13 protein-coding genes are annotated in these 16,865 nt (G+C 66.8%); 11 read left to right on the top strand and 2 right to left on the bottom strand.

Annotation, left to right across the window (positions count from 1 at the left end; translation table 11 throughout):
- The first annotated feature begins 52 nt into the window (after positions 1-52).
- The 9 genes from NMQ03_RS02105 to NMQ03_RS02065 all read left to right on the top strand — a co-directional run bounded on the left by NMQ03_RS02105 (position 53) and on the right by NMQ03_RS02065 (position 8,937).
- Entirely contained in the window at positions 53-1,024 is a 972-nt protein-coding gene (locus tag NMQ03_RS02105; protein WP_255174186.1) for an aldo/keto reductase, read from the top strand.
- Positions 1,018-2,040, top strand: coding sequence for an NAD-dependent epimerase/dehydratase family protein (locus tag NMQ03_RS02100; protein ID WP_255174185.1), 1,023 nt, complete (start codon positions 1,018-1,020; stop codon positions 2,038-2,040). The genes NMQ03_RS02105 and NMQ03_RS02100 overlap by 7 nt, the downstream gene beginning before the upstream one ends.
- An 87-nt stretch (positions 2,041-2,127) precedes the next feature.
- Positions 2,128-2,853 carry a TetR/AcrR family transcriptional regulator gene (locus NMQ03_RS02095; RefSeq protein WP_255174184.1) on the top strand — a complete coding sequence of 242 codons (726 nt, stop codon included), beginning with the start codon at positions 2,128-2,130 and terminating at the stop codon, positions 2,851-2,853.
- 135 nt (positions 2,854-2,988) lie between these two features.
- Positions 2,989-4,245, top strand: coding sequence for an acyl-CoA dehydrogenase family protein (locus tag NMQ03_RS02090; RefSeq protein WP_255174183.1), 1,257 nt, complete (start codon positions 2,989-2,991; stop codon positions 4,243-4,245).
- 49 nt (positions 4,246-4,294) lie between these two features.
- A complete protein-coding gene (locus NMQ03_RS02085) occupies positions 4,295-5,491 on the top strand; it encodes an acetyl-CoA C-acetyltransferase (protein ID WP_255174182.1) in 1,197 nt (398 codons plus the stop codon).
- 24 nt (positions 5,492-5,515) lie between these two features.
- Complete coding sequence (locus NMQ03_RS02080) at positions 5,516-7,072, top strand: long-chain fatty acid--CoA ligase (protein ID WP_255174181.1); 1,557 nt, start codon at positions 5,516-5,518, stop codon at positions 7,070-7,072.
- A gap of 80 nt (positions 7,073-7,152) precedes the next feature.
- On the top strand, positions 7,153-7,986 hold the full coding sequence (locus tag NMQ03_RS02075; RefSeq protein ID WP_255174180.1) for an aldo/keto reductase: 834 nt from the start codon (positions 7,153-7,155) through the stop codon (positions 7,984-7,986).
- 132 nt (positions 7,987-8,118) lie between these two features.
- Entirely contained in the window at positions 8,119-8,385 is a 267-nt protein-coding gene (locus NMQ03_RS02070) for a GlsB/YeaQ/YmgE family stress response membrane protein (RefSeq protein WP_018769627.1), read from the top strand.
- 126 nt (positions 8,386-8,511) lie between these two features.
- On the top strand, positions 8,512-8,937 hold the full coding sequence (locus NMQ03_RS02065) for a YtxH domain-containing protein (protein ID WP_255174179.1): 426 nt from the start codon (positions 8,512-8,514) through the stop codon (positions 8,935-8,937).
- 168 nt (positions 8,938-9,105) lie between these two features.
- Here NMQ03_RS02065 and NMQ03_RS02060 read toward each other — a convergent pair whose 3' ends face one another.
- Positions 9,106-9,873: a putative protein N(5)-glutamine methyltransferase gene (locus NMQ03_RS02060; RefSeq protein WP_255175718.1), complete on the bottom strand. Its 768-nt coding sequence runs from the start codon at positions 9,871-9,873 to the stop codon at positions 9,106-9,108.
- A 267-nt stretch (positions 9,874-10,140) separates the two neighbouring features.
- Here NMQ03_RS02060 and NMQ03_RS02055 point away from each other — a divergent pair, with 267 nt between their 5' ends.
- Together NMQ03_RS02055 and NMQ03_RS02050 are read left to right on the top strand one after the other, a co-directional pair.
- The gene (locus NMQ03_RS02055) at positions 10,141-11,202 is read left to right on the top strand and encodes a beta-propeller fold lactonase family protein (protein ID WP_255174178.1); all 1,062 of its coding nucleotides are present in this window, start codon (positions 10,141-10,143) and stop codon (positions 11,200-11,202) included.
- Between the two features lie 187 nt (positions 11,203-11,389).
- Positions 11,390-14,536: an alpha-amylase family glycosyl hydrolase gene (locus NMQ03_RS02050; protein ID WP_255174177.1), complete on the top strand. Its 3,147-nt coding sequence runs from the start codon at positions 11,390-11,392 to the stop codon at positions 14,534-14,536.
- A gap of 69 nt (positions 14,537-14,605) precedes the next feature.
- On the opposite strand, the gene malQ is transcribed toward NMQ03_RS02050, so the two are convergent.
- A complete protein-coding gene (gene malQ, locus NMQ03_RS02045; RefSeq protein ID WP_255174176.1) occupies positions 14,606-16,828 on the bottom strand; it encodes a 4-alpha-glucanotransferase in 2,223 nt (740 codons plus the stop codon).
- Positions 16,829-16,865 lie beyond the last annotated feature (37 nt).

Below are 16,865 nucleotides of genomic sequence, written 5' to 3'. Positions count from 1 at the left end.
TCCAACCGGCCCACCCACCGGTTGGCATGCCTACCCGTTGAAAGGATCTTCCATGCAGTACACCCATCTGGGCCGCTCCGGCCTGAAAGTCTCCCGCCTCTGCCTGGGCACCATGAACTTTGGGCCGCAGACGGAGGAGGCGGATGCCCACAGCATCATGGACTCGGCCCACGAAGCCGGCATCAACTTCTTCGACACCGCCAACGTGTACGGGGGCGCCGACCACCGCGGCTGGACCGAGGAGATCATCGGGCGCTGGTTTGCAAAGGGCGGCGAGCGCCGGGAGCACACCGTCCTGGCCACCAAGCTTTACGGCACCATGACGGACCGGCCCAACGAGTCCAAGCTCTCCGCACTGAACATCCGCCGCGCGCTGGATGCCAGCCTCAAGCGACTGCAGACGGACTACATCGATGTGTACCAGTTCCACCACGTCGACCGGGACACTCCGTGGGACGAGATCTGGCAGGCCATCGAAGTGGCCGTACAGCAGGGCAAGATCCTGTACTCGGGCAGCAGCAACTTCGCCGGCTGGCACATCGCCCAGGCGCAGGAAGCGGCACGCCGCCGGAACTACACGGGCCTGGTCAGCGAGCAGTCCATCTACAACCTGTTCATGCGCCAGGTGGAACTGGAAGTCATCCCGGCGGCACAGCAGTACGGGCTGGGCCTCATTCCCTGGTCGCCGCTGCAGGGCGGGCTGCTGGGCGGCGTGCTGAAGAAGGAACGCCAGGGAGTCCGCCGCACGGAGGGACGGGCCGCGGAAACGCTGAAGAAGCACGAGGACCAGATCCGCCAGTACGAGGATTTCGCGGACGAACTGGGCCACGAACCCGGCGACGTGGCCCTCGCATGGCTCCTCCATCAGCCTGCCGTGACCGCGCCGATCGTGGGCCCCAGGACCCAGGAACAGCTGGATGCCGCAATCCGCGCGCTGGATGTCTCCCTCGATGCCGACGCACTCAAGCGGCTTGACGATATCTTCCCGGGACACCGCACGGCGCCGGAAGACTACGCGTGGTAGGCACAATCGCCGCGGATACGGCGGCGCCCAGGAGCATCCTTTTCATCGGCGGCACCGGGGTCATCAGCGCGGCGGCGGCAGAACGCGCCGCCGCGCTGGGCCACCGGCTGACCATCCTGAACCGGGGGCAGTCCGGCAGGCCTGTCCCCGACGGCACCGAAGTGCTGCACGCAGACGTCCGCGATGCGGCCTCCGTCAGGGAGGTGCTGGGCGGGAGGGAGTTCGACGCCGTGGCGGACTTCATCTCCTACACTCCGGACCAGGCCCAAACCAGCATGGAGTTGTTCCGGGAGCGGACAGGTCAATACGTCTTCATCAGCTCGGCCTCCGCGTACCAGAAGCCGCCCACCAGGCTGCCCATCCGCGAGTCCACGCCGTTGAAGAATCCGTTCTGGCATTACTCCCGGGACAAGATCGCGTGCGAGGAGCTGCTGTTCCGGGCCTACCGGGAGGATGACTTTCCATTGACGGTGGTGCGGCCGTCGCACACTTATGACCGCACCAAGATCGCCATGGTGGGCGGCTGGACGGACATCCACCGGATGCGCAACGGCCTCCCGGTCATGGTCCACGGAGACGGCACCTCGCTGTGGACGCTGACGCACAGCAAGGACTTTGCCAAGGCGTTCGTCGGCCTGCTCGGCCGGCCGCAGGCGGTGGGTGAAAGCTATACCATCACCTCCGACGAGTACCTGCCCTGGAACCAGATCTACCGGCTCTTCGCGAGGGCGGCCGGGGTCCGGGAACCGGAGCTGGTCCATGTGGCGTCTGAAACCATCGCCGCCCACGACCAGGAACTGGGTTCCAACCTCCTGGGCGACCGGTCCCATTCGGTGGTCTTCGACAACACCAAGATCAAGTCACTGGTCCCGGACTACACCGCCGCCATCCCGTTCGCGGACGGTGCCCGGGAAATCGTGGAGTGGCACGACAGCCACCCGGAGCTGCAGCAGGTCAACGAGGCTTACATGCAGCTTTCCGACAAGCTGACCGGCTGGGCGCGGCAGGGCGCCTGACCCCCGGCCGCACGCTGGCCTGCCGCAGCCGGCGGCGGGCCAGCGGCGCGCCAGCTGCCGGAGGGCAGCTGTGCTACATTTCGGCGCATGACTTCGCCCCCTTCCCACCGTCCCGTCGATGGGCATCCTGCCGACGGGCCCGTTGCCGCAGCCATTGGCCTCCTGGCGAAGCAGGGTTTCGACACAACGTCGGTCGAGGAACTCGCAGAAGCCTCGGGCATGAGCCGCAGCACGTTCTTCCGCAGGTTCGGGTCCAAGGAGGACGTCGTCTTCGCCGACCACGAGCGGATCCTGCACCAGGTCAACGAAAGGCTCGCCGAATCCAGGCTCGAGCCGCTGGCTGCAGTGGCGGACGCAGCGCTGCTGGTTTTCGACCACCACTTGCGGAACCCCCAGACCTCCCGCGCCCGGTACGGGCTGTTGCAGGCAGTCCCGGCCCTCAGGGACCGGGAGCTGGTGACCTCGCACCGGTACGAGCGGGCGTTCCTGCACTACCTGAGCGACAAGCTGCCCCGGAACGACCGGCGCGAATACAAGGCCGTCGCCTTCGCTGCAGCGGTAGTGGCGGTGCACAACGCGTTCCTGCGGGAGTGGCTGCGGGCCGCTCCCAGTGCCGGAGACACCCTGGCGGGCGACCGGCAGCGGGCCACCGCCCTGGCTGCCGAACTCCATGCTTTGGCGGATACGTTCCGGCCTGCGCTCCTGGGCGCGGCCGCTGCCGCCCCACCTGCGCCGACCGTCGTCGTTACGGTTTTCCCCGGCCCCGCCGACAAGGACGCAATCGCCCAGGCGGTCCGGGACGCCCTCCCCTAGCCCCAACCCGCCACTACAGCCTCTTGATACCCAGTTTCTTGACGTGGAACTGGGTTTCATTGCATCCTTGGAGGGTGTGGTCCAGGCCACAAGGCCCCGGCCCTCCCGCCGCCGCTGATTCAAAGGATGCTTTCAATGACGACGACGTCGCCCAGCCCCGCGCCCACCCGCACCGGGGATCCCGCCGGTTTCCCCTCCGGAACAGTTGAGCCGGAATATGTCCTGACCGAAGCCCTCGGGACGGACCCGGCGTCTATCCTGGCCGGCGTCGGGGACGAGGACCGCGCCTACTGGGAGCGCGCCCGCAGCTTTGTCCAGGACGAGGTCCTGCCCGTCATTGACTGCTACTGGGAACGCGGCGAGTACCCACTGCACCTCCTCCAGCGCCTGGGCGAACTGGACCTGCTCCGCGACGGCATCACCGTGGAGGGCTTCGCACCCATGAGCAGCATGGCCGCCGGCCTGGTGAACATGGAAATCAGCCGGGGCGACGGCTCCGTGGCCACGATGATTGCCGTCCAGGGCGGCCTGGCACTGCGTTCCGTGGCTGAATGTGGCTCTGCGGCACAGAAGGAACGCTGGCTGCCGGCAATTGCCAGGGGCACGGAATACGCGGCGTTCGCCCTCACCGAGCCTACGCACGGCTCCGACTCGGTGGCTCTGGAAACCACGGCAACCCGCACGGACGGCGGGTTCCTGCTCAACGGCGAAAAGAAGTGGATCGGCAACGGCTCCGTGGGCGGCGTCAGCATCGTCTGGGCCCGGGGCGACGACGGCCAGGTCCACGGCTACCTGGTTCCGCAGGACTCCCCCGGCTACACCGCAACCAAAATCGAAGGCAAACTTGCCCTCCGCGCCATCTGGCAGGCCCACATCCGCCTGGAGGACGTCTTCGTCCCCGAGGAGAACGTCCTGCCGGGGGCACGCACCTTCAAGGACACGGCCCGGGTACTGCTGGCGACCCGGTTGGGCGTGGCCTGGTCCGCCGTCGGCCATGCCACCGCCTGCTACGAAACGGCCGTCCAGTACGCCAAACAGCGCAAGCAGTTCGGCCGGCCGCTGGCCGCGTCCCAGATTGTGCAGGAGCGCCTGGCGCGGATGCTCAGTGAACTGGCCACCATGCAGCTGATGGTGGTGCAGATGACCCGGCTTGATGAAGCCGGAACGCTCACGCCCGAGCAGGCGTCCCTCGTGAAGTACACCTGCACCCGCACCGCACGCGGCATCGCCTCCAACGCCCGCGACCTCCTGGGCGGCAACGGCATCCTGCTGGAAAACCGCGTTGCCAGGCATCTTGCGGACATCGAAGCCATCCACACCTACGAAGGCACCGAAACCATGCAGGCCCTCATCATCGGCCGCGGCATCACCGGCACCTCCGCCTTCGCCTGAGCCCTGCCCTTCGGCTTTGGTTGCCCATCATCCCCTGAAAGGACTGTTCTTGAACCAGAACGCCAACATCCCCGTCATCCTGGGCGGCGCCCGCACCCCGTTCGGCAGGTTCCGCGGCGGACTCACGCCCTTTTCCTCCAGCGAACTCGGCGCCCACGCCATCCGCGCCGCGCTGGAACGCACCGGCGTGGCGCCAGAGCAGATCGGCGCCGTCATTGTCGGCCAGGTCATTCAAGCCGGCGCCGGCCAGGGCCCCGCACGGCAGGCCAGCCTGGCCGCCGGAATCGGCTGGGACGTCCCCACCATCACCATCAACAAGCTCTGCCTGTCCGGCCTGACGGCAGTGATCGACGCCGCCCGGATGATCCGCACAGGGGAAGCCGACTTCATTGTGGCCGACGGCCAGGAATCGATGACCAACGCACCGCACCTGGTCCCCGGGCTGCGCGCCGGCGTCGTCATCGGTGATGCGCCCATGCTGGACTCCCTTAACCATGACGGGCTGCAGGACCCGGTGAGCAAGAAGCTCATGGGTGAGGCCACCGACTCGGGAAACGCCGAACGCGGCATCACGCGCGAAGAGCAGGATGCCGTCGCGGCCCGCTCCCACCAGCGCGCCGAAGCCGCCCGCGCCGCCGGGATCATGGCCGAGGAGATCGCTCCGATCGAGATACCGCAGCGCAAGGGACCTGCCGTGACCCTTGAACACGACGAAGGCATCCGTCCGGACACCACCGCGGAATCCCTGGCGCAGCTCCGCCCGGCGTTCTCCAAGGCGGAGAGTGCCACCATCACGGCGGGGTCGTCGTCGCCCCTTTCCGACGGCGCAGCGGCGCTGGTCATTGCCAGCAAGGCAGCCGCGGAAGCGGCAGGCCTGGAGTGGATTGCCGAGGTCGGCGCCCACGGCCAGACCGCAGGCCCCGACGGATCCCTGCATTCCCAGCCCGCCCGCGCCATCGAGCGCGCGCTCAAGGACCAGGGGCTGACCGTGCAGGAGCTGGACCTGGTGGAAATCAACGAGGCCTTCGCCTCGGTCCTCATCCAGTCCGCCAACGATCTTGGCATCGACACCGAATCCGTGAACGCCGAAGGCGGCGCCATCGCACTGGGCCACCCCGTGGGCGCCTCGGGTGCACGCCTGGTGCTCCACCAGGCACTGGCGCTGAAACGCCGCGGCGGAGGCACCGGCGTCGTGGCCCTCTGCGGGGGCGGCGGCCAGGGCGACGCCCTGATCCTCACAGCGTGACCCATCCCAACAAAGAAGCAGGCCATGACCAACACAAACTCCGCTGACGGCTTCGCCACCATCTCCGTCGCTGCCGTCCTGGCAGAATCAGCCAAGAGGAATCCTGACAGCATCGCCCTCGTTGTCGGCGAGGACCAGGTCAGCTACGCCGACCTGTGGAGCCAAACCCGCGGCTATGCCGGTGCACTGCGGGCGCGGGGAATCGGGCCGGGAGACGCCGTCGCCGTCCTGATCCCCAACGTCCCGGACTTCGCCCGGGTGTACTACGCCATCCTGTCGCTGGGCGCCATCGTTGTCCCGGTCCACGCCCTGCTCAAGGCGCGCGAGATCGAGTACGTCCTGCAGGACAGCGGCGCCCGGCTGCTCATCTGCGCTGCTCCCCTGCTCACGGAAGGCGCTGCCGGTGCTTCAGCCAGCGGGGTCGATGTGCTGACGGTCATGGCGCCCGACGACGGCGGGTTTCCACGGCTGGAAGCGGAGGCGGCCGCCGCGGAGCCGATCCGGACGTACGAACCCTGCCGCCCATCGGACACGGCCACCATCCTGTACACCTCAGGCACCACCGGCAAGCCCAAGGGCGCACTGGGCAGCCACTTCGCCCTGGTGGAACAAACCAGCGTCCTGCTGACCAGCGTGATGGACTTCCGGCCCGGTGACGTCCTGTTCGGCGGCCTGCCGCTCTTCCACACCTTCGGCCAGACGGTGGTGTTGAACACGGGCCTGCGCGCCGGGGCCACCATCGTCCTCATGCCCCGGTTCACCGGCCCGGACGCCTTGAAGCTGCTGGCGAAGCACGACGTGAACATCTTCCTGGGCGTCCCCACCATGTACGTGGCGCTCCTGGAAGCCGCCAAGACCGTGCCGGACCGGCCGGCGGCCCTGCGCTACGGCATCTCCGGCGGAGCCTCACTTCCACTGGCAGTGATGGACCGGTTCCGCGACGTCTTCGGCGTGGAGATCCATGAGGGCTACGGCCTGACCGAGACGTCCCCCGTGGCGGCCTTCAACCACGTGGGCATGCAGCCACGGCCCGGCACCATCGGTATCCCGATCTGGGGTGTGGATATCGAAATCGCCCGCCCTGAGGTGACGGAGCGGATCGAGCTGCTGCCCAACGGGGAACTCGGCGAGCTGGTGATCCGCGGACACCTGCTGATGAAGGGCTACCTCAACCGGCCTGAGGCCACCGCCGAGGCCGTGGTGGATGGCTGGTTCCGCAGCGGGGACCTTGGCACAAAGGACGACGACGGTTACCTCACCATCGTGGACCGCAAGAAGGACATGATCATCCGCAACGGCTACAACGTGTATCCGCGGGAGGTGGAGGAAGTCCTGCTGACACACCCTGCAGTTGTCAGTGCCGCCGTTTACGGCATCCCGCACGATGTCCACGGCCAGGAGATCGCGGCCGCCATCGTGCTGGACGCCGGGGCCAGTGTCACCGAGACCGAGCTGATGGACTTCGCCAGCTCCCAGCTTGCGGCCTACAAGTATCCGCGCGTGGTCAAGATACTCTCCGAGCTCCCGCTGGGACCCAGTGGAAAGATCCTGAAGCGGAAACTGGCGGAGGAACCGGCCTAGGCCGCCGGCAGTACCCTCCGGGCCGTCCCGAATCGCGGGCACTTGGAGCCGGGACGGCCGGGAGGGGGCAGACTGATCGCATGACACTTGCACCGCTCATCGAACTCAATGACGGCAACAGGATTCCGCAGCTGGGGCTTGGCACCTGGCCGCTGGACGACGAACAGGCGGGCGCCGCCGTCGTACAGGCCGTGGAAGCCGGGTACCGGCATATCGACACCGCCGTGAAGTACGGCAACGAACGCGGTGTGGGCAACGGCATCAGGGCCAGCGGCGCGGACCGCAGTGAGCTATTCATCACCACCAAGCTGGACGGCGAATTCCAGGGCCACGACCGTGCCGTAGCCGGCCTCGAGGGGTCGCTGGCGCGTCTTGGGCTTGATTACGTGGACCTGCTGCTGATCCACTGGCCCCTGCCCGGCAGGGACCAGTACGTCTCCACGTGGCAGACCTTTGAACGGCTGCAGGCGGAGGGAAAAGTCCGGTCCATCGGAGTGTCCAACTTCAAGCCAGCGCACCTCGAACGGCTGATGGCGGAGACTGACGTAGTGCCGGCGGTAAACCAAATCCAACTCAGCCCGGCCATCACGCGGTCCGCCGAGCGGGAATTCCATAGCCGGCATGGCATTATTACTGAGTCCTATAGTCCGCTGGGCGGCTCGGGAGCGGGTTTGTTGGGCGCTCCCGTCCTTTCCCAACTGGCGGAAAAGCATGGGAAAACCCCTGGCCAACTCGTCCTTCGGTGGCACATACAAAACGGATTGGTAACGATTCCGAAGACCGCTTCGCCGGACCGGATGGCGGAGAACCTGGACGTGTTTGATTTCGCCCTGGACCCGCAGGATCTAGCGGAATTATCGATCCTTGACGAAGGTCCCGGATCAGGCAACGACTCGGACAAAACAGGACACTGAAACCAGCCTGAACTGCACTCTTTTCCAAAAACGGGGTTGGCAAATAGATAGTAAGCATGATTACTATTGAGCCAGAAGGATGAAGTGCCTCCGGAACCTGGAGGCCTCCTTTACTTAGGAAGAGAGCTTCAAATGGGATTTATTGCATTTCTGATTCTCGGACTTATTGCTGGTGCGATCGCTAAGGCGATCCTCCCGGGCAGGCAGGGTGGCGGCTGGGTCATCACTCTGATCCTGGGCGTCGTTGGCGCATTCCTCGGTGGCTGGCTGGGCGGGATGATCTTCGGCAGTGGACTGCAGGAGTTCTTCTCGATCCAGACGTGGCTGCTGGCGATCGTCGGCTCGCTGATCGTCCTTGCCATTTACGGCATGGTCACCAAGCGCAGCGCCCGCGGATAACTGCACGGGCAAGCCAGGAAGCCGGCCTGGGGACATCATCCCCAGGCCGGCTTTCATTTTCCCCGGCCACGGGCGCCCGTTGCCCCGGCCGGGACTGACAACCTTCTCGCAGAGCAGGAGTTCATCGTGAAAAACAAGCTTCTTTTGGGTGTAGGCGTTGCCGTGGGATACGTCCTCGGTTCGCGGTCAGGCCGTGCGGCTTACGACAAGCTGAAGGCCCGCGCGGCCGGCATCTGGGACAGCAAGCCGGTCCAGGACAAAGTGTCCGTGGCGACGGAAACCATCAAGGAAAAGGCGCCTGAAGTGGCAGACCAGCTTGGGGAAGCCGCACGCAGGGCAGGCACCGTGATTGGCTCTGCGATGCACCGTGACGGCGCATCCGGTGGCAGCCAGGCCTCAGGACCCTCTACTGCTGCTGCCGCTGGTACTTCCACCGGCACTTCCGGGGCCGGCGACGCCGGTGCCCTGGGCGAGGACCACATCCCAGCCCACAGCACCCACCCGGAGACCACCAACCTTGGTACCTCCGATGGGACCGGCACGAAGTCCTGATTGCCGCAGCGGCAACGTTCATTACGCACGGGCCGCCGCGTGACATGGGCGTGGCACGCCTTTGTGTTACAACTGAATCGCCTTGCTTACCGTCGCGATCCTTGGGGGACGCGGCGGTAAGCAGTGCTTAAACCCCGGCAGCGCTTAAACCACAGCCAGGTTTTCCACTTAGGGGTTTTGGGACTCGTACTGTCCCACGACCACCGTCCCATCCAGCTCTTCCGACCGCACGGTGCGGACGGTGAACCCCGCTGCGGCCAGGATTTTGGAGGTGCTTACCGACTGCCGGTCACTGGTTTCGATGAGTAGGCGGCCGTGGGGAACCAGCCAGTGAACGGCCCCGGCGGCGACCCGTCGGTGGAAGTCCAGGCCGTCAGGGCCTCCGTCGAGCGAGGCAACAGGTTCGTAAAGGCGCGCTTCCGGAGGCATGGTTCGAATTGCTTCCGTAGGGACATACGGCGCGTTGACGGCGAGCACCCCGACCCGCCCGTGCAGCGCCGGCGGGAGGGCTGCGAACAGGTCACCCGCATGAACATGGCCGCCCAGGGGATCCAGGTTCCGCCGGGCGCACCTTACGGCAGCGGGCTCGATATCCGCTGCATGCAGCTCCACCTGGGGGGCACGGCGAAGAATTGCAGCTCCCACGGCCCCGGACCCGCAGCACAGGTCAACCACAACCGGCGGCGCAGGCAGTGCTCCGTCCGTCAGCAGAACCAAGGCCTCATTGACCAGCAGTTCCGTGCGGCGCCGTGGCACGAAAACGCCGGGCTCAACCACAACGCGGCCACCGGCAAACTCAGCCCAGCCCAGGATGTGCTCCAGGGGAACACCCTCCATACGGCGCTGGACACTGCGTGAAAGTTCCTCGGGGCCAGCGCCCTCAGCGAGCAGGAGCCGCGCCTCGTCTTCGGCGAATACACAACCGGCAGCACGCAACAGGGAAACGATCCGGCCGAAGCCCAGCAACGGGGACCGGCCGTGAACAGCGCGCGGTCCGGGAGGAGGCTGGGCAGCGCCCTCCGGCCAGCCCACGGGCACCTCCACGCGGGCTAGGCCCAAGCCCCAGAAGGGCGTCGGGTGTGGACAATCGACATCCATGCAGCCATGACCGCGCCCGTCTCCCTTCTGCCACTGCCGGAAATCCCATGCTAATCGGCGGCCCGGGGTACGGGAATAGGGGCGAAACCTTGGCAGGATTGGGCCATGACCAACGGCGCAGCCACCAACAATCCGGCCACCAACATCCTGTGGATCGGCGCGTACACCCCCGACGGCGGCGGCCGCGCGGACGGCATCGGCGCCGTCCGCGCGCACCAGGACGGCCGCCTGGAATGGTTGGGAACGGCCGTCGAAGCGCAATCGCCGTCGTTCGTTGCTGCACACCCAACCCTGCCGGTGGTGTACGCGGCGGCTGAGCAGCGCAGGAAAGTCCGGGCATACCGCCGTCACGGCGAAGCCGCCCTGGAACCCTACGGGGAACCACAACCGACCGGCGAGGCCACCTGCCATGTTGCCGTTGACCCGCACGGCCGCTTTGTCACTGCCGCGTGCTGGGGCGACGGGCAGGTTCTGCTCTACGAGCTGGATTCCGACGGCGGCCTGGCCGGGCGGTTCCCGGCCGCACCGTCCGTTGATCCCCACGCTGCCCTTTTTCCCGGCAGCCCGAGGCAAAGCCGTGCCCACGCGAGCCTGATGCTGCGGGACGGCCGGGTGATGACCACAGATCTGGGCCATGACACCCTCCGCATCTGGACCTACCAGGCGGGTGCAGGGCTGGTGGCGGACCACGAGGTGGTCCTCCCCTTCGGCTGCGGCCCGCGCCACCTGGTGGAGCACCCGAACGGGAACGTCTTCATCGTGTCGGAGTACTCCGTGGAAGTCTTCGTGGTCCGTCCCGAGGCCGGCACCTACGAGCTGGTCTTCCGCGGACCTGCGACGGCGGGCGGAAGCCAGCGAGGGGACTCCGCCGCCGAGATCTGCCTGGGCCCGCAAGGAAACTTCGCCTATGCCGGCGTGCGCGGCTCCAACCTCATCAGCGTCCTGGAGGTTGCCGGGGATGGCACCGAACTGATACCCGTCAAGGACTTTGACAGCGGCGGGAACTGGCCGCGCCACCACCTTGTCCGCGGAAACTGGCTCCACGTGGCGCACGAACGATCACACAACATCGCGACCTTTGAGCTGGATCCCATCACCGGCCTTCCCGGACCGGTGCTGCACAACCTGCATGCCGCGTCGCCCACCGCACTGATAGCCGCCGGCTAGCACTTCAGGTCCCCGCGGAAGCTTCCCGCGCCAGCGCGTTCCCTAAACACTGGAGTAATTCAGTGCAAGCGCTTACAGTTGTGACTTGGTTCACAAGACAGCATGCTGTTCTTCGAACCCTCCTGCCGCATCCCCATGTCAACGGCAAGCCTGTACAGCAGCGCTGCTTCCCAGGAAGGTCTCACCCTTGTTATTCCGCACCCCTCCCGGCGCGCCCCCACGCGCCCACCTGCCGGCAGGTCCGGCAGGGACACCGCACCCTCCAACCACCCGGCCAACGCGGAAACGCGTTGCTGGCCGGTCCGCCGCCGGCCTCCTGGCGGCCGCCGTCGCAGTCTCCGCAGCAGTCCTCCCGGCGCAGGCCGCCCCCAACGGTCCAGGGTCCAACGACCCGGGCACCAGGAACCAGGGATCCGCGCCCGCCCTGCATTCGCTGCGCGGTCCCGTGACGGATGAAAACTTCTACTTCGTCATGGCGGACCGGTTCAGCAACGGCAGCACGGCCAACGACCAAGGCGGCCTTGGCCCCGATCCCATGGTCTCCGGCTTCGATCCCACAAAGAAAGGCTTCTACAACGGCGGCGACCTCGCCGGCCTCCGAAACAAGATCGACTACATCCAGGGCCTGGGCACCACGTCGATCTGGCTGACCCCCAGCTTTAAGAACAAGGCAGTCCAGCCGGAAGACAAGTCAGCCGGTTACCACGGTTACTGGGTCACCGACTTCACCCAGATCGATCCGCACCTGGGCACCAATGACGAACTCAAGGCCCTGATTGACGAGGCCCACGCCCGCGGCATGAAGGTGTACTTCGACATCATCACCAACCACACGGCTGACGTCATCGGCTACCAGGAGGGCGACCGCAAAGGCTACGTCTCCAAGGACGCCGTCCCGTACAAGACGGCCTCGGGCGAACCCTTCGATGACCGCGACTATGCCGGCACCGGGACCTTCCCCCAGTTGGACGCGAACACTTCATTCCCTTACAAACCCGTCCTGACACCCGGCGAAGAAAACCTCAAAGTGCCGGCCTGGCTGAACGACCCCACGCTGTACCACAACCGGGGCGACACCACCTTTACCGGCGAGGACTCCATGTACGGTGACTTCTTCGGCCTCGATGACCTGTTCACCGAAAACCCCAAAGTGGTGCACGGCATGGAGGACATCTACAAGTCCTGGATCGGCGACTTCGGCGTGGACGGCTTCCGGATCGACACCATGAAGCATGTCAACAACGAGTTCTGGCAGGAATTCGGCCCCAACGTCCTCAACTACGCCAAAGAGCACGGCAAGGACGAGTTCTTCATGTTCGGCGAGGTCTTCGACACCACCAAGAGCTTCACGTCCCAGTTCACCACCCGCAACAAGATGCAGGCAGTCCTGGACTTCCCCTTCCAGGATGCGGCCCGCAACTTCGCGTCCAAGGGCCAGGACGCCAAGGCCCTGCAAACCTTCTTCGCCGGGGACGACTGGTACACCGACGCCGACTCCAACGTCTACGAACTGCCAACCTTCCTGGGCAACCACGACATGGGCCGCATCGGCAGTTTCATCAGCCAGGACAACCCGGCCGCCAGCGATGCCGAGAAGGTGGCCCGCGACGAACTGGCCCACGAGCTGATGTACTTCTCCCGCGGCAACCCGGTGGTGTACTACGGCGACGAACAGGGATTCACCGGCCCCGGCGGCGACCAGGACGCCCGCCAGACACTCTTCGCAAGCAAGGTCCCGGACTACCTCGACGACGACCTGCTGGGCACGGATGCCACCCACGCCACGGACAACTTCAACCCTGGCCATCCGCTGTATGCGAAGATCCGCGACCTGGCCGCCCTCACCAAGGAGCATCCGGCACTGCGGAACGGCGCCCACCAGCACCGCTACGCCTCGGACGGCCCAGGCATCTACGCCTTCTCCCGCACGGACGCCCAGGACCAGCGCGAATACGTGGTGGCCCTGAACAACAGCGCCCAGCCGCAGACGGCCGAAATCCCCACCTACATTGCCAAGCGCAGCTACACGCGCATTTACGGCGAAGGGGCCGACGAGGCCAAAACCTCGGAGGACGCCAAGCTGACGGTCACCGTGCCGCCGCTTTCCGCCGTCGTCTACGAATCCTCGGGGCGGATCCCGCACTCAAAGGCTGCACCCGCCGTCGCCCTGCAACAGCCGGCCGCAGCCCCAAGCGACAACGGGCGCATCAACGTGACGGCCGACGTCGACGGTACTTCGTTCTACGAGGTCACCTTCGAGGCCCGAACGGCAGGCGGCCAGTGGCAGCCGATCGGCACGGACGACACCGCCCCGTACCAGGTGTTCCACGACGTCGCGGCCCTGGACGCCGGCACACCCCTGGAGTACCGCGCCACCGTGCTGGACAACGGCGGCCACACCGCCACCAGCCAGAGCCGTCAAGCAAGCGTCCCCGCGCCCGTGCTGACCCTGCAGAAGCCCGCCGAAGGCAGCAGCGTGGAAGGAAAGGTGGAGCTGAGCGCCACCGCCGATCCGGAGAAGGCCAGCCACGTGGTGTCCTTTGAGCGCAGCGTGAACGGCGGAGACTGGACGGCGGTGGGGACCGACTCGTCGTCGCCCGTGTACTCGGCAACCGATGATGTCTCCACGCTGGCTGACGGCACGAAGGTCCAGTACCGGGCCGTCATGGCCGGCACGGCCTTCAGCGTCACCAGCGGCACCAGGACCGTCACGGTAGGCCAGGCGCCGCAGCCCGACTCGGTCACGGTGGCCGGATCACTGAACCAGGCCATGGGCTGCACCGCGCAGTGGGATCCGGCCTGCCCGCAGGCAAAGATGGTCCTGGACCCGGCGGACCGCATCTGGCGGCTGACCGCGGACCTGCTTACCGGGAAGTACGAATACAAGGCCGCGCTCAACGGCGGCTGGGACGAAAACTACGGTTCCGACGGCCAGCTGAATGGCCAGAACATCGTGCTGGACCACCCCGGCGGACCGGTCACCTTCCGCTACGACAACAGCACGCACCTGCTCAGCGCCGTCTACGCGTCGCAGCAGCCGTCCGCCGTGGCGGCGGCCGGAAGCATGGACAGCGAGCTGGGCTGCGCCACCGACTGGGAGCCGGCCTGCCAGCAGGCCCAGCTGGTCCTGGACCCGGCAGACCTCGTCTGGAAGCTCACCGTGCCTGACCTGCCGGCAGGGAGCTACGAGTTCAAGGCGGCCCTCAACAAGTCATGGGACGTCAGCTACGGGGCCGGCGGGGCAACGCCCGGAGCCAACATCGTGTTTGAGCACGACGGCGGCCCGGTCACCTTCCGCTACGACCACTTCACCCACGTGATCACCGCACGCTAGTTCAGCGGAACAACCACCATGGCCCCGCCGCTTACGGAAGCGGCGGGGCCATGGTGGTTAACCAGCCAGTCAGGACCCGTGCAGGGATCCCTCCACGGCAGCGAGCAGTGCGTTGAAGCGCTTATTGCCGGGGAGGTCGTCCAGGTAAACCGGCCTGCCGTCCGGGCCGCCCAGCGGAACCTGCCAGTTTGGATACAGGGCTTCCGTTGTTCCGGGCTGGTTCTGCACCCGCCGCTCCCCCACCGCGTCCACCAGTGCCACACCGAGCAGTACAGACGGTGCCTGGGCCAGCAGGAGGTGCAGCGCCTCGATGGTGTGCTCCTCCGCCGACTGCGCACCGGCTCCGCCGGCTGCCCCCTCGGAGAGGTACCCGCGTTCGCGCAGCAGGGCAAACATCTTCTCCAGCGACGCGTTGTGCTCGGCCCGTTCTTCCTCCTCAGACCGCTCCAGCAGTCCCAGCCGGCTCCGCAGCCCCACGTGGTCCCCTGCAAGGTAGCCTGCCGTGGGCGGAAGGTCATGGGTGTTTACGCTTGCGAGCGCCTGCGTACGGTACTTTTCCGGCGCAAGGGGCGACTCGCCGTCGTACTCAAACCAGAGGATGGACGTACCCAGGATGCCGCGGGCCGCGAGGTAGTCACGCACCCAGGGTTCGAAGGTGCCCAGGTCCTCTCCGATCACCACGGCCCCGGCGCGGTGCGCCTCAAGGGCCAGGATGCCGATCAATGCCTCGTGGTCGTACCGGACATAGGCACCGTCCCCGGGCGCGTTCCCCATGGGAATCCACCACAGCCGGAACAGGCCCAGGATGTGGTCCACGCGGATGCCGCCGGCGTGCCGGAGCACGTTCGCCAGCATGTTGCGGAACGGTTCGTAACCGGCCTCGGCCAGGCGGGCCGGGTGCCATGGCGGCTGGCCCCAGTCCTGGCCCTGCTGGTTGTACATGTCCGGCGGCGCGCCCACGCTGGTGTTCGGGGCCAGCACACGGCCCAGCGTCCACGCGTCGGCACTGTTGTGGTCCACGCCGACTGCAAGGTCGTGCACCACGCCCAGCCGCATGCCGGAGCGGAGCGCCACCTGCTGGGCGTTTTCCAGTTGCTCATCGCAGATCCACTGCAGCCAGCGGTGGAACCCGATCCGGTCCGCCAGCTTCTCCCGCAGCGACTCCGCCTCAGGTGTTCCGATGGCGCACGCCGGATCCGCCCACAACGGATCACCGGGCGCCAGGTCCTCGCGGATGGCGGACCAAAGCGCAAAATCATCCAGCCCGCTGCCGGAGATGCGGCAGAACTCCTCGAAGGCGGCTTGCCGGGAGGGCGAACGCCGCGTGTGGTACAGCATCTCCAGTGCCTGCAGCTTGGCCGCATAGACAGCGTCCCGGTCCAACCGCGCAGCGTCCCGGTTCAGGCCGGCCACTTCCTCGTGCAGCTTTTCCAGCGCCGCCCGTTTCCGGGGCCGGAGGTACGCCAGTTCGGGGATGGCCTCGATGCGGATGTACAGCGGGTTGAAGAACCGGCGGGTGGACGGCGAATAGGGCGAGGGCTGGACGGGCGGGACGGGCTCCGCCGCGTGCAGCGGGTTGACCAGCACATAATCGGCCCCGCGCGCACCGCTGATGGCCGCCAGGTCCGCCAGGTCCGCAAAGTCGCCGATGCCCCATGACCGCTTGGACCGGACCGAATACAGTTGCGTGGCCAGCCCCCAGCCGCGGCGTTCCTCCAAAGGTTTTGCCGTCGTTAGCCGGGCGGGCGTGACCACCAGGACGGCACTGGCCGTGGCGCCCTCTGCCTCCGCATGCAGGGTGTGCCAGCCCAACGGCAGGTCCTCGGGCAGGGAGAACGTGGCACGTCCGGTGGAGACGCCGTCGACCTCCCGGGGCTGGATCCAGATGTCCTGCTGGAGCGCCTCCCTGGATCCGGCTCCCCCTTCAAGGTTGATGGTGAGGCTGGCTGTGGCACCGTCCCGCACGTGGACCGGAACCTGCGCCGGTTCGCCCTGCTTGATGACGACGGCGGGTGGCAGCATCCGCCGCCAGGGCGCCAGTTCCACCTCGGCCAGGGCGGCCTCGATGTGCTGGTTGGTGTGGGCCTCGACTCCCAGCGCCGCCAGCACTTTGATCAGCGTCGGTTCGGCAACGGAGTGCGGAAGGCCGTCCCAGCCCTGGAAGGACGTGCCCACGCCGTGCGCGTCGGCCAGTTGCTGCAGCAGGTGCGGATCCACCGGCCCTGGCGCCGCGGCTGGAGGGTCTGCGGGCGTCGTTGGCCGTGCTGCGTGCTGCTGGTCTGAAGCCGTCATGGGCGTCCGCCTCGTCTGTGATGGTCCCGGAACTTAC

The sequence above is a fragment of the Arthrobacter sp. DNA4 genome, assembly GCF_024362385.1.
Lineage (GTDB): Bacteria > Actinomycetota > Actinomycetes > Actinomycetales > Micrococcaceae > Arthrobacter.
The sequence above is the reverse complement of the archived record's forward strand: the minus strand, read 5'-3'. Positions and strand labels throughout refer to the sequence as shown.